Consider the following 13,044-nt stretch of genomic DNA (forward strand, 5'->3'; position numbering starts at 1 on the left):
ATCGACACCAACGTCCGTGCGACAACTACGACGATTGTTTGGGTATGGAACACATCTCGTTCCTGGTGGCCGTTGTGATCATCACGGCGCTCGCCTTCGACTTCACCAACGGGTTCCACGACACCGCGAACGCGTCCGCCACCGCGATCGCGACGGGAGCCCTCCGGCCGAAGGTCGCGGTCACCATCGCGGCCCTCCTCAACTTCGCGGGCGCGTTCCTGTCCGTGAAGGTCGCCACCACCATCTCCGGCGGCATCGTCAACGAGAAGACCGGCATCCACCCCGAGATCATCTTCGCCGCCCTGGTCGGCGCGATCCTGTGGAACCTGCTGACCTGGCTGCGCGGCCTGCCGTCCAGTTCCTCGCACGCCCTGTACGGCGGCCTGATCGGCGCCACGATCGTGGGCGTCGGCATGAACGGCGTCAACTTCGACACCGTGGTCACCAAGATCCTGATCCCGGCGGTCGCCTCCCCGTTCGTCGCGGGCCTGGCCTCCTTCGGCGCCACCAAGCTGGCGTACCTGATCACCCGCCGCGGCAAGGAGGCCACGACGGACAAGGGCTTCCGGACCGGCCAGATCTTCTCGTCCTCGCTGATCTCGCTCGCGCACGGCACCAACGACGCCCAGAAGACGATGGGCATCATCACCCTGACCCTGGTCTCCGTCGGCGCCCTGCCGAAGGGCGCGCTGCCCCCCACCTGGGTGATCGTCTCGGCGGGCGCCGCGATCGCGCTCGGCACCTACATGGGCGGCTGGCGGATCATCCGCTCGATGGGCAAGGGCCTGGCGGACATCCAGCCGCGGCAGGGCTTCGCCTCCGAGTCGTCCGTCGCGACCGTCATCCTCACCTCGTCGCACATGGGCTTCGGCCTCTCCACCACCCAGGTCTGCACCGGCGGCATCATGGGCGCCGGTCTCGGCGGCCCGAAGCCGGAGCTGCGCTGGAGCATGGTCCGCCGCATGGTCTACACCTGGGGCCTGACCCTGCCGGCCGCCGGTCTGGTCGCCGGCGGCGCGGCCTTCGTGGTCCGCCAGGGCACCTGGGGCGTGGTGCTGGTCGGCGCCGCGCTGGTCGCCGGCGCGGGCAGCATGTGGCTGATCTCCCGCCGCCAGCCGGTCGGCGCGGACAACGTCAACGAGGTCGGCTCCGTCGAGGGCGTCACCGCCGTCGACGTCACCCCGGCCACCCCGGCGAACGCCGCCCCCACCACCGCCTCGACCACGGTCGCGGCCTGAGCGCCGACGACCGAGGAGCACACACCATGCACATCAAGTGGAACGCCCTGGCCCAGACCGCCGGCGTCAGCTTCGGCGTCACCGTCGCCGTGGTCACCGTCTTCGCGCTCGGCATCCTGGCGCTGTCCCGCCGCGAGGCCGCGCTGACCGCCCGCGAGGACGGCACCGCCCAGGCCGGCGGCGGCGGCCGGCTGGCGCTGGCCGGCGCGTACGCCTGCTTCGCCGTCTGCGCCGCGGCCGTCATCTACGGCCTGGTGCTGATCGCCGCACCGTAGTCCGCGCCCCAGCACCACAGCACCGCAGCACCGCAGCGCCACAGCACCACAGCACCAACGCGAACGGGCCGGAAAGTGGATCCCCACTTCCCGGCCCGTTCCCGTACCCGCCTGCCAGCGACGTCAGTTCTGCTGCGTGGTCCGCAGTGCCGTCTCCCGGATGAACAGCACCGTGACGAACGAGGCCAGCGCGAACGGCGCGGCCCACAGGAACACCGTGCCGACGCCGTGCCCGAAGGCGTCCGTCACCAGCGGCAGGACCGGTGCCGGCAGCTTGTGCAGGTCCGGGATGCCGCCGCCGGAGGCCGCGTGCCCGGCCGGGATGTGCGCGGCGGCGAGGTTCTCGGCGAGGTAGTGGCCGACCTTGTTGGTCATCAGCGCGCCGAGCGCGGAGACGCCCATCGCGCCGCCCATGGTGCGGAAGAACGTGACCACCGAACTGGCCGCGCCGAGTTCGTTGCGCGGCACCGTGTTCTGCACCGCGAGCACCAGGTTCTGCATGGTGAGGCCGAGCCCGATGCCGGTGATCGCCATGTAGACGGAGAGCAGCAGGTAGCTGGTGTCGGTCCGCATGGTCCCGAGCAGACCGAAGCCCACCGCGAGCATGGCCGTGCCGGCGACCAGGTAGGCCTTCCAGCGGCCGTACTTGGTGATCAGCCGGCCGGCGACGGTGGAGGCGAGCGCCAGGCCGAGGATCATCGGCAGGGTCATCAGGCCGGCCATGGTCGGGGACTTGGCGCGGGCCAGCTGGAAGTACTGGCTGAGGAAGGTGGTCGCGCCGTACATCCCGACGCCGACCAGGACGCTCGCGAGCGCGGCCAGCACGACGGTGCGGTGCTTGAACAGGTCCGGCGGGATGATCGGCTCGGCGGCGCGGCGCTCGACCACGACGGCGAGGGCGGCCAGCAGCAGGCCGCCGCCGACCATGGCCGCGGTCTGCCAGGACAGCCACGCGTACCGGTCGCCGGCCAGCGTGATCCAGACCATCAGCAGGCTGACGGCACCGGTGATGGTGAGCGCGCCCAGGTAGTCGATCTTCACCTTGCGCTTGACCACCGGCAGCTTCAGGGTGCGCTGCACCACCAGGATCGCGGCGATCGCGAACGGGATGCCGACGTAGAAGCACCAGCGCCAGCCGAGCCACGAGGTGTCGACGATGACGCCGCCGATCAGCGGACCGCCGATGGTGGCGAGGGCGAACACCGCTCCGAAGTAGCCGCTGTAGCGGCCGCGCTCGCGCGGCGACACCATCGCGGCCAGGCAGATCTGGCCGAGCGCGACGACACCGCCGGCGCCGATGCCCTGGAGGGCGCGGCAGGCGATGAGTTCGCCGGTGTTCTGGGAGAGGCCGGCCAGGGCGGAGGTGGCGATGTAGATCAGCAGGGCGATCTGCAGCAGCACCTTCTTGCTGGCGAGGTCGGAGAGCTTGCCCCAGATCGGGGTGGAGGCGGTGAGGGTGAGCAGCGCGGCGGTGATCACCCAGGTGTAGGCGGACTGGCCGCCGTGGAGGTCGGTGAGGATGTGCGGAAGGGCGTTGGAGACGACGGTCGACGAGAGCACGGCCACGAAGAGGCCGAGCAGCAGGCCGGACAGCGCCTCCATCACCTGTCGGTGGGTCATGGGTCGGTCGTCGACGGCGGCGGCTGCGCCGGTCGCGGCCTCGGTGGTCACGGTCATCCGGGTCCTTAAAATTCGTTGCCTTAAGCAACCATACGACCGATGGTTGACTTAGGCAACTTTCTTCAAGGCGCAGTAAAGCCCGGCTCCGGCCCCGCGACGACCCTCCGGCGCCCTCGCGGCCGCCCGCCTGCGGTCACTCCCCCGCGGGCTCGCCGAACACGTCGTTGAAGCGGTGCAGCAGTTCGGCGAAGCGGGCCACGTCCCCCTGGGACCAGCCACCCATGACCTCGCGCACCCGCCGCATCCGGACGCCCCTGGCCGCGAGGTAGCGCCGCCGGCCGTCCTCGGTCAGCGAGACGAACGAGGCCCGCCGGTCCAGCGGGTCCGCCACCCGGGCGACCAGGCCCAGCTCCTCCAGGGCCCGGATCTGCCGGCTCACGGTGGCCTTGCCGACGGCGAAGTGCACGCCGACGTCGGTCACCCGCACCGGCCCGGCCTGCTCGATGTAGCCGAGCATGCTGTAGGCCATGCCCTCCAGCTCGGGGTGCACCCGGCGGGACAGCTCGGCGACCCGCGCCCGGCCGCGCCGGAACATCAGCGCGACCTCGCGATCGACCGCCAGCAGCGCGTCCTCGTCCAGTGTTCGCCCGCCCGGCACCCGCTCGCCGCTCTCCGCACTCACCGCGCCAGTATCCCGCAGCGGCCGTGGCCGGAACGCGGCGCGCGAGGTGCGACAAGCCAACTACTTCATGGTATGAAGTATCGGTTCTCGTAGCATCCGTTTTCGCTCGAAACGTGGGTTTCCCCCCGAAACCGCAGGTTTCCCCCGATACCAAGGAGATGTGGATGGCCACCCCGGGGCAGGGTTTCGTCGCCGAACTGAAGGGAGCGATCACCCCGCGCGCAGCGCTGATGGTGATCGCCGTGCTGCTGCTCCAACTCGGCTTCATCACGTCGTACGTCGGGGCGCTGCACAAGCCGGCCCCGCACAACCTGTCGATCGCGGTGGTCGCCCCGCCGCAGGTCGCGCCCAAGCTGGTCGGCGCGCTGGAGTCGGTGCCGAACGACGCCGTGAAGCCGGTCACGGCGCCGGACGCCGAGACCGCGACCCAGCAGATCAAGGACCAGAAGGTCTACGCCGCGCTGATCTTCGACCCGGCCGGCACCGAGGACACCCTGCTGACCGGCGGCGCCCGCGGCACCTCGGCCGCCAAGGCGGCCGAGAGCATCACGACCGCGCTGGAGAAGTCCCAGGGCCGCACCGTCAAGGTCGAGGACGTCGTCCCGCTGGCCAAGGGCGACACCAACGGCCTCTCCGCCTTCTACCTGGTCATCGGCTGGTGCGTCGGCGGCTACCTGGTCGCCTCGATCCTCGGCATCAGCGCGGGCTCCAAGCCGGCCAACGTCCACCGCCTGCTGATCCGGCTCGGCGCGCTGGCGCTGTACTCGATCGCGGCCGGCGTCCTCGGCACCCTGATCGCCGGTCCGATCCTGGACGCGCTGCCCGGCTCGATCCTGAGCCTGTCGGCGGTGGGCGCCCTGGTGGTGTTCACGGTGGGCGCGTTCACCATGGCGCTGCAGTGCCTGTTCGGCATCGTCGGCATCGGCATCGCGGTGCTGATCTTCGTCGTGCTCGGCAACCCGAGCGCGGGCGGGGTCTACCCGGCACCGATGATGCCGCCGTTCTGGCGCGCGATCGGCTCGTGGATCCCGAACGGCGCCGGTACGGCCGCGACCAAGTCGATCGCCTACTTCGGCACGACGAACATGGCGATGCCGCTCCTGGTGCTCGTCGTGTGGGCGGTCCTCGGCGTGGCGGCCGCCCTGCTGGCCGTCGTGCGCGGCCCGCGCTCGGGCGACCGGGAACTGGTCCAGGAGGCCTGAGCCCCCGCACCGCGCCTGCCGCACCACCGCACCACCGGCACCACCGCAGAAACGTTCCCCCGGCCCCAGTGGCCGGGGGCACGGCCGTCTCAGCCGCCCGCGAGCCGGCCCGGGTCCGCCACGACGGCGCGCACCACCCCGACGGCGGCGCCCAGCAGCGGCCCGCGCCGCCCGAGCCGGGAGACCGTCAGCCGGTCCTCCGACCAGGGGCGGACGGTCACCCGGGCGCCCATCTCGGCCCGCATCGAGGGCAGCAGCCAGGGCGCCAGCTGGGCGTAGCCGCCGCCGAGCACCACCTCGGCCGGGTCCAGCAGGTTGACCGCGCCGGACGCCGCGATGCCCAGCGCCGCCCCGGCCCCCGCCAGCGCCTCGCGCACCTCCTCGTCCCCGGCCTCGGCGCGCTCGGCGAGCAGGGCCACCCAGTCGCCGCGGACGCCCTCCAGCCCGGCCGCGCGCAGCACCGCCGCCTCCCCCGCGTACTGCTCCAGGCAGCCGTGCGCGCCGCACGCGCAGCGCGGCCCGTCCGGGCGGACCGGCACGTGGCCGAGCTCGCCCGCGTAACCGTGCGCGCCGCGCAGCAGCCGGCCCCCGATCACGATCGCCGCGCCGACGCCAGCCTCGGCGGAGACGTGCAGGAAGTGGTCCGGGCCGCCGCCCAGCCAGAGTTCGGCGAGCCCGCCGAGGTTGGCCTCGTTGTCCGCGTCGATCGCGAGCTCCGCCAGGTCCTCCGAACCGGCCGCGCGCAGGGCCAGGCGCAGTTCGGCGGCGAGCGGCACCTCCCGCCAGCCGAGATTGGCGGCCCGCTGGAGCACCCCGCCGGCGCTGCCGACCAGGCCGGGCACGGCGAGCGAGAGCGCGGCCGGGCGCAGGCCCGCGTCGGCGACGGCCCGGCGCAGCAGTTCGGCGAGGTCGGCCATGACGGCGGCGGGCGTGCGGCCCCGGTTGCGGATCTCCTGGCGGCGCCAGGAGACGACCCCGCCGCGCAGGTCGACGACGCAGGCGCCGAGGTGCTCGACGCCGATCTCGGCGCCGAGGCCGCCGGGCCCGTGCGGGTTGAGGCCGAGCGCGGTGCCGGGGCGGCCGACCTTGCCGCTCGGCGCGGCCGGGCCCTCCTCGACGACCAGGCCGCCGGCGATCAGCTCCTCGGCGAGCGAGGAGACCGCCGCCCGGGTGAGGCCGGTCTCCGCGGCGACCTCGGCGCGGGAGCGCGGGGCCCGCGCGATCACGCCGAGCACCAGCGCCAGGTTGGCCCGACGCATGCCCTGCTGGCTGGCGGGTCCGCTCCGGACGCCGTCCGGTTCACGCATGCGCCCACCCCGCTCCCTGGCGGTCACCCGGCCTCACGGCGCCCCGGGCACCTCCCGGGACGTCTCGTGTGCAGCGTAACCGGGTTCGAGGGGCGGCTGCGTCCCGGTGACGACGGGCTCGGCGAGGCGGGTGAACACCCAGCGCTGCATCGCCCAGAAGCGGAAGAGCATCGCCACGAAGGTGCCGACGACCATGCCGCTGAGGAAGTCCGCGACCTCCTGGGTGAAGGCGCCGACGTACGGCTCGCGCAGGTCCAGGACGTACCGCGAGAGCGCCAGCGGCACGTCGTTGACGGCGATCGCCACCGCGCTGACCAGGAAGAACAGCACCGCCTCGCGCCGCTGCCCCTGGGCCCGGAAGGCCCAGCGGCGGTTCAGCACGTAGGAGACGGCGGTGGCGATGACGGTCGCGATGGTCAGGGCGACCACCGGCTTGTGCTCCAGGACGGTGAACTTCAGCTCGAAGTTGATCACCGTGGTGAGCGCGAAGCAGCTGCCGCCGACCAGCAGGAACTTCACCAGCCTGCGGTGGCGCAGCAGGAACGGGCGCAGCCGCGCCGGCACCCGGGCCAGGGCGCGCTGAGTGGGGGACGGCATCTTCGCAGTCTCGCACGCGGCTGCGCCGTCCCCTCGTCAAAACGGCCGGGGTCGGAGCAGCGCTGCTGCTCCGACCCCGGCCGTGAACCCGCGTCAGGCTGCGGCGACGAGGACCTCGGCCGGCTCCAGGGCCAGCTTGAGCACCTCACGGACGTCCGCCACGGGGTGCACGGTCAGCCGCTCCAGCACCTCGGCCGGGACGTCGTCCAGGTCGGCCTCGTTGCGCTTGGGGATGATCACCGTGGTGACCCCGGCCCGGTCGGCGGCGAGCAGCTTCTGCTTCACCCCGCCGATCGGCAGCACCCGCCCGGTCAGCGACACCTCGCCCGTCATCGCCACGTCCGGGCGCACCTTGCGGCCGGAGAGCAGCGAGGCGAGCGCGGTGGTCATGGTGATGCCGGCGCTCGGCCCGTCCTTGGGGACGGCCCCGGCCGGGACGTGCAGGTGCACGCCGCGGTCGCGCAGCGAGGTGACGGGCAGCTCCAGCTCGGCACCGCGCGAGCGCAGGAAGGAGAGCGCGATGTGCGCGGACTCCTTCATGACGTCGCCCAGCTGCCCGGTCAGGGTCACCCCGGTGCCGCCCGTCTCGGCGTCGGCGAGCGAGGCCTCGATGTAGAGGACGTCGCCGCCGGCGCCCGTCACCGCGAGGCCGGTGGCCACGCCGGGGACGGCGGTGCGCCGCTCGGCCGGCTCCTGGGCGGCCTCCGGCACGTGGTGCGGGCGGCCGATCAGGGCGCGCAGGTCCTCCGCGCCGATCACGGCGGGCAGCTCGCGCTGGCCGAGCTCGGTCTGCGCGGCGATCTTGCGCAGGACCCGGGCGATCGAGCGCTCCAGGTTCCGCACGCCGGCCTCGCGGGTGTACTCCCCGGCGAGCCTGCGCAGCGCCGACTCCTCGACGCTCACCTGCTCGCCGCCGAGCCCGGCCCGCTCCAGCTGGCGCGGGAGCAGGTGGTCGCGGGCGATGACGACCTTCTCGTCCTCGGTGTAGCCGTCGAGCCGGACGAGCTCCATCCGGTCGAGCAACGGCTCGGGGATCGCTTCCAGCACGTTGGCGGTGGCGAGGAAGACGACGTCGGAGAGGTCGAGCTCGACCTCGAGGTAGTGGTCGCGGAACGTGTGGTTCTGCGCCGGGTCCAGCACCTCCAGCAGGGCGGCGGCCGGGTCGCCCCGGTAGTCGGAGCCGACCTTGTCGATCTCGTCGAGCAGGACGACCGGGTTCATCGAGCCGGCCTCCTTGATCGCCCGGACCAGGCGGCCGGGCAGCGCGCCGACGTAGGTGCGCCGGTGGCCGCGGATCTCGGCCTCGTCGCGGACGCCGCCGAGCGCGACCCGGACGAACGTGCGGCCCATCGCGCGGGCCACCGACTCGCCGAGCGAGGTCTTGCCGACCCCGGGCGGCCCGACCAGGGCCAGCACGGCGCCCCCTCGGCGCCCGCCGACCAGCCCGAGCCCCTGCTCGGAGCGGCGCTTGCGCACGGCGAGGTACTCGACGATGCGGTCCTTCACGTCGCCGAGGCCGGCGTGGTCGGCGTCCAGCACCGCGCGGGCGCCGGCGATGTCGTACGCGTCCTCGGTGCGCTCGTTCCACGGCAGCTCCAGGACGGTGTCCAGCCAGGTGCGGATCCACGAGCCCTCGGGGGACTGGTCGGAGGCGCGCTCCAGCTTGTCGACCTCCTTGAGCGCGGCCTCGCGGACGCCCGCGGGCAGGTCGGCCGCCTCGACGCGGGCGCGGTAGTCGCCCTCCTCGTCGGCCGGGTCGCCGTTGAGCTCGGCCAGCTCCTTGCGGACGGCCTCCAGCTGGCGGCGGAGCAGGAACTCCTTCTGCTGCCTGGCCACGCCCTCCTCGACGTCCTTGCGGATGGTGTCGTTGACCTCCTCCTCGGCGAGGTGGTCGCGCAGCAGCGTCAGCGCGTACTCCAGGCGGGCGACCTGGTCGGCCTCCAGCAGCACCTTGAGCTTCTGCTCGGCGGTGGCGAAGGGTGCGTAGCCGATGTTGTCGGCGAGCTCGCCGACGCCCTCGATCTGGGCCACCCGGTCGACGATCTGCCAGGCGCCGCGCCGGCGCAGCCACTGGGTGGACAGCGCCTTGTACTCCTTGACCAGCTCGGCGGCCCGGCCGGCCACCGGCATGCCGACCGAGGACTCCCGGAACGGCGTGGTCTCGACCCACAGGGCGGCGCCGGGACCGGTGGTGCCGGCCCCGATCCGGACCCGCCGCACGGCGCGCACCAGCGCCGCCGGGTCGCCGTCGGCCAGCCGGCCGACCTGCTCGACGGCGGCCAGCGTGCCGACCGCCGCGTACGAGCCGTCCACCCGCGGGACCAGCAGGACCTGCGGCTTGCCGGCGCCGCCGGCCGCCGCGCGGGCGGCCTCCACGGCGGCGCGCACCTCGGTGTCCTTCAGGTCCAGCGGGACGACCATGCCCGGCAGGACGACCTCGTCGTCGAGCGGCAGCACGGGCAGGGTGAGCGGTGTGGACGTCGATGCCATGATCTCTCCCCGGTCAGTGAACTTGAGTCGACCTGACTAAGGCTTCACGGGCGCCGGATGTTCCCCGGCCGTTGTTCGCTGTGAGCGAACGGAAAAGCGGCCCAGATAGGGCGGCGGGAAGGTCGTCAAAAACCCCCGAACGAGTTAACGGACGTCCAAGACCGGGGCTCCGCCGGCCGCCGCGGCCGGCCCGGCACCGGCCTCCGGCGCCTCCGCGCGCAGCGGCCGCGGCCCGCGCCGGGGGCCGCGGCGCAGCCAGCGCCACAGCGCCACGCCGGTCAGCACCGCCACCGGGTGTCCCACCGCGGTGACCAGGTCGTTCTCGGTGAGGACCTGCTCGGCGATCAGCGCCGCCGCGCCGCCCAGCGCCAAGAGCCGCCCGCGCCAGGGGAGCAGCCCGGCGAGCGCGCCGAGGCTGACCAGCACGCCGTAGCTGACCCCGATGTCCAGGTAGTCCATCGCCGCGGACTCCAGCCGCCCGGTCTCCACGGCAGTGATCACCACCGCCTGGGACAGCAGCGTGGCCGTCACGTGCCCGATCGCGAATACCGCCGCCGCCCGCCGGGACCCGACCCGGCGCTCCAGCGGCGCGACGGTGAAGGCGAATCCCCAGAGGTAGGGCATCCACACCTCGCCGGCCACCCAGAAACCGCTCAGCAGCAGCGCCCGCAATGGGTGGTGCAAAAGATTGTGGCCGTCCGAACTGGAGGCCTCCTGCAGGCGCAGGACGAGATCAGGATCCGCGAGTTCGGCAAAGGTCGTGGTGGCGCCCACCACGGCGAGATATCCGAGGGCGAAAGGGTTGCGCCGGGGCGTCGGCACCCGGTCCAGCAGCCACTGCGCCACCCCGGTGCGCAGCCCGAGCCGGAGCATCCCGTACGGCGGCGCGGCCCACGGCGGGCACGGTCCCGGGCGCGGCCCCACCGGTCCGCCACCGCGCCGCAGTCCAGCCATGCCGCCTCCGCTCCACGCCCGCAGCCACCGGTCCCCCGGTTCCCGCCCGGGGGAACCAACGTACCGGCGTGCGCCCGCAATCCCTCCCGCGGGGCGTTGTCGTGATCACGTTACGTCGAGGTTCTGAGAGCCAGCTGAGAAAAGCCCGTGAAGACCGGTGGACCGGCCGGCCGGTCGGAATCCGGTATTGGTCCATACCTACTTCCATTTGACCCGTCAGTAGCGGCCCTGACCGGCGACTTGGCCTCAATTCGACTGCATACGTACCGTTACGCAGTGAAAAAACGCCGGGTAAGGTATCGGCCCGTGCCCACTCGTGAGTGGGTCCGAGAGCGGGCCGGAACCGGCCCAACGGGCCGGAAACGTCCGGTCCACCTGCCGGGAGGCACCCGCTGTCCGTACGCTGCGAAGTGCGCGGGAGAAGCGGGTGGCCGACCTCCGCCCTCCGATCCGCGCACGCGACGGGACGGCGGACCCGGCACACAGTCCACGACGGAACAAGACTACGAAGCGGAGCCCCGCCATCCCCACAGGTGGCCGGCCCGCAGCCCTGGGGGCGGTGGCGTGACCGTGACAGAGATTCAGCAGGACAACAGCAACAGCGGCGGCACGGTGAGCAGCCAGCGCAGAGTGCTGGTGGTGGAGGACGAGCCCACGATCGCCGAGTCGATCGCGGCCCGGCTGGGCGCGGAGGGCTTCAAGGTCGCCGTGGCCCACGACGGCCCCGGCGCGGTCGACGGCTTCCACACCTGGCAGCCGGACCTGGTCGTCCTCGACATCATGCTGCCCGGCTTCGACGGCCTCGAAGTGTGCCGCCGGATCCAGGCCCAGCGACCGGTGCCGGTACTGATGCTGACCGCGCGCGACGACGAGACGGACCTGCTGGTCGGCCTCGGCGTCGGTGCCGACGACTACATGACCAAGCCCTTCTCCATGCGCGAACTGGCCGCCCGGGTCAACGTGCTGCTGCGCCGCGTCGAGCGCGCCCAGCAGGCCGCCCGCACGCCCGCGCTCGGCTCGCTGCGCTTCGGCGAGCTGGAGATCGACCACGTGCAGCGCCGGGTGCGGCTCGCCTCGGGCGACGTCCACCTGACGCCCACCGAGTTCGACCTGCTCGCCTGCCTGGCCGCCCAGCCGCGCGCCGTGCTCACCCGCGAGCAGCTGCTGGCCGAGGTGTGGGACTGGACCGACGCGTCCGGCACCCGCACCGTCGACAGCCACGTCAAGGCGCTGCGCCGGAAGATCGGCGCCAGCTGGATCCGCACCGTCCACGGTGTCGGCTACGCGCTGGAGGCCCCGCTCTCCTAGCGGCGCCTCGGGCATCGGGCCTCCGGGGGGCCCGTGTCCCGAACCGCCGTACCCACGCGGGGGACGACAGGGACCAATGACCTTTCCACAGCAACGCAACGGCGACGCCGACGGCACCCGGTCGCAGACCCTCGCCGCGCGCGCCGCCCGCCGGGTCTGGGCCGACATCCGTCCGCTCGACCCCGTCCGGTCGATCAAGGGCAAGCTCACGCTGCTCGTGATCGTCTCCGTCTTCCTCGCCAGCGGCATGGTCGTCGTGGCGATGAAGTCCGAGACGCAGATCCGCATCATCATGATCTTCTCGATGATCGCGTCGCTGCTCTTCATGCAGTTCCTCGCGCACGGACTCACCGCCCCGCTGCGCGAGATGACCGCGGCCGCCCGCGCGATGGCCTCCGGTGACTACAGCCGCCGGGTCGAGGTGAGCTCGCGCGACGAGATCGGCGAGCTGGCCGCCACCTTCAACCAGATGGCCGCCGACCTGGAGGCCGCCGACCGCCACCGGCGGGAGCTGGTCGCCAACGTCTCGCACGAGCTGCGCACGCCCATCGCCGCGCTGCGCGCCGTGCTGGAGAACGTGGTCGACGGCGTGGTGCAGCCCAATCCGGCGACCCTCGAAGCGGCCCTGGAGCAGACCGAGCGGCTCGGCCGCCTCGTCACCCACCTGCTCGACCTCTCCAAGATCGACGACGGCGTGGTCGACCTCGACGCCCGCCCCTTCGAGGTGCGTGAGTTCCTCGACGGCGTGCTGCGCGGCGTCACGGTGGACGGCGCGACGGCGGGCGGGGCCTTCTCCCGGCGCGGGGACGTCCGGCTCGCGTTGGAGGTCAGCCCGGCCGGCCTGACCGGCGTCGCGGACCCCGAACGCCTCCACCAGGTGGTCGCCAACCTGGTCGACAACGCCTGCAAGCACTCCCCGCCCGGCGGCACCGTGACGGTCCGCGCCCGGCCCGACGGCGAGCCCGGCGGCCTGCTGCTGGAGGTCGAGGACGAGGGGCCCGGCATCCCGCCGGCCGACCGCAACCGGGTGTTCGAGCGGTTCAGCCGCAGCGGCACGGCCACCGCCCAGGGGCCGGGCTCCGACGGCGGCACCGGCCTCGGCCTGGCCATCGCCCGCTGGGCGGTGGACCTGCACGGCGGGCGGATCGCGGTCGCGGAGTCGCCGCGCGGCTGCCGGATCGAGGTCCGGCTGCCCGGCCAGCGCTGACCCCTTCCGGCGGGCCCGCACGAGCGTCTCGTGCGATCCCCCAAGGGGGAGCGAAGGGCACGGAGTGGGGTTTGTGTCACAGATCCGACACAGACGTACACGAAGATCGTTCGAAGATTCGACCGGTGGTATGTCCGTTTTCATCCTGATTTGCGGGGCAGTCA

General features: G+C 73.0%; 11 protein-coding genes. 5 read left to right on the top strand and 6 right to left on the bottom strand.

Translation table 11 applies throughout. From position 1 onward, the window contains the following. Positions 1-44: 44 nt before the first annotated feature. Together PUR71_RS17900 and PUR71_RS17905 are read left to right on the top strand one after the other, a co-directional pair. On the top strand, positions 45-1,238 hold the full coding sequence (locus tag PUR71_RS17900) for an inorganic phosphate transporter (RefSeq protein WP_329928006.1): 1,194 nt from the start codon (positions 45-47) through the stop codon (positions 1,236-1,238). A gap of 26 nt (positions 1,239-1,264) precedes the next feature. Next, positions 1,265-1,513: a hypothetical protein gene (locus PUR71_RS17905; protein WP_329928007.1), complete on the top strand. Its 249-nt coding sequence runs from the start codon at positions 1,265-1,267 to the stop codon at positions 1,511-1,513. Between the two features lie 123 nt (positions 1,514-1,636). On the opposite strand, the gene PUR71_RS17910 is transcribed toward PUR71_RS17905, so the two are convergent. Together PUR71_RS17910 and PUR71_RS17915 are read right to left on the bottom strand one after the other, a co-directional pair. After that, complete coding sequence (locus PUR71_RS17910; protein ID WP_329928008.1) at positions 1,637-3,190, bottom strand: MDR family MFS transporter; 1,554 nt, start codon at positions 3,188-3,190, stop codon at positions 1,637-1,639. Between the two features lie 136 nt (positions 3,191-3,326). Further along, on the bottom strand, positions 3,327-3,815 hold the full coding sequence (locus PUR71_RS17915) for a MarR family winged helix-turn-helix transcriptional regulator (protein ID WP_329928009.1): 489 nt from the start codon (positions 3,813-3,815) through the stop codon (positions 3,327-3,329). A gap of 164 nt (positions 3,816-3,979) precedes the next feature. Between PUR71_RS17915 and PUR71_RS17920 the strand changes: the two genes are divergently transcribed. After that, the gene (locus PUR71_RS17920; RefSeq protein ID WP_329928010.1) at positions 3,980-5,017 is read left to right on the top strand and encodes a DUF3533 domain-containing protein; all 1,038 of its coding nucleotides are present in this window, start codon (positions 3,980-3,982) and stop codon (positions 5,015-5,017) included. Between the two features lie 89 nt (positions 5,018-5,106). Here PUR71_RS17920 and PUR71_RS17925 read toward each other — a convergent pair whose 3' ends face one another. The 4 genes from PUR71_RS17925 to PUR71_RS17940 form a co-directional block, all read right to left on the bottom strand. Further along, on the bottom strand, positions 5,107-6,324 hold the full coding sequence (locus tag PUR71_RS17925) for an ROK family transcriptional regulator (RefSeq protein WP_329928011.1): 1,218 nt from the start codon (positions 6,322-6,324) through the stop codon (positions 5,107-5,109). 33 nt (positions 6,325-6,357) lie between these two features. Then, entirely contained in the window at positions 6,358-6,921 is a 564-nt protein-coding gene (locus tag PUR71_RS17930; RefSeq protein ID WP_329928012.1) for a GtrA family protein, read from the bottom strand. 93 nt (positions 6,922-7,014) lie between these two features. Further along, entirely contained in the window at positions 7,015-9,411 is a 2,397-nt protein-coding gene (gene lon / locus PUR71_RS17935; protein ID WP_329928013.1) for an endopeptidase La, read from the bottom strand. A gap of 144 nt (positions 9,412-9,555) precedes the next feature. After that, positions 9,556-10,365, bottom strand: coding sequence for a rhomboid-like protein (locus PUR71_RS17940; RefSeq protein ID WP_329928014.1), 810 nt, complete (start codon positions 10,363-10,365; stop codon positions 9,556-9,558). 570 nt (positions 10,366-10,935) lie between these two features. Here PUR71_RS17940 and PUR71_RS17945 point away from each other — a divergent pair. Both PUR71_RS17945 and PUR71_RS17950 read left to right on the top strand, forming a co-directional pair. Beyond that, entirely contained in the window at positions 10,936-11,673 is a 738-nt protein-coding gene (locus PUR71_RS17945) for a response regulator transcription factor (RefSeq protein WP_326846781.1), read from the top strand. 76 nt (positions 11,674-11,749) lie between these two features. Next, the gene (locus PUR71_RS17950; RefSeq protein ID WP_329928015.1) at positions 11,750-12,880 is read left to right on the top strand and encodes a HAMP domain-containing sensor histidine kinase; all 1,131 of its coding nucleotides are present in this window, start codon (positions 11,750-11,752) and stop codon (positions 12,878-12,880) included. Positions 12,881-13,044 lie beyond the last annotated feature (164 nt).

The organism is Streptomyces sp. SP17BM10, assembly GCF_036322405.1.
In the GTDB taxonomy this organism is placed as follows: Bacteria; Actinomycetota; Actinomycetes; order Streptomycetales; family Streptomycetaceae; genus Kitasatospora.

Excerpts from the sequence above, each read along its gene's own strand:
- PUR71_RS17905 (WP_329928007.1), top strand. The coding sequence starts at position 1,265 with ATGCACATCAAGTGGAACGCCCTGGCCCAGACCGCCGGCGTCAGCTTC.
- PUR71_RS17925 (WP_329928011.1), bottom strand. The coding sequence starts at position 6,324 with ATGCGTGAACCGGACGGCGTCCGGAGCGGACCCGCCAGCCAGCAGGGC.
- PUR71_RS17900 (WP_329928006.1), top strand. The coding sequence starts at position 45 with ATGGAACACATCTCGTTCCTGGTGGCCGTTGTGATCATCACGGCGCTC.
- PUR71_RS17930 (WP_329928012.1), bottom strand. The coding sequence starts at position 6,921 with ATGCCGTCCCCCACTCAGCGCGCCCTGGCCCGGGTGCCGGCGCGGCTG.
- PUR71_RS17920 (WP_329928010.1), top strand. The coding sequence starts at position 3,980 with ATGGCCACCCCGGGGCAGGGTTTCGTCGCCGAACTGAAGGGAGCGATC.
- PUR71_RS17940 (WP_329928014.1), bottom strand. The coding sequence starts at position 10,365 with ATGGCTGGACTGCGGCGCGGTGGCGGACCGGTGGGGCCGCGCCCGGGA.
- PUR71_RS17910 (WP_329928008.1), bottom strand. The coding sequence starts at position 3,190 with ATGACCGTGACCACCGAGGCCGCGACCGGCGCAGCCGCCGCCGTCGAC.
- lon (WP_329928013.1), bottom strand. The coding sequence starts at position 9,411 with ATGGCATCGACGTCCACACCGCTCACCCTGCCCGTGCTGCCGCTCGAC.
- PUR71_RS17950 (WP_329928015.1), top strand. The coding sequence starts at position 11,750 with ATGACCTTTCCACAGCAACGCAACGGCGACGCCGACGGCACCCGGTCG.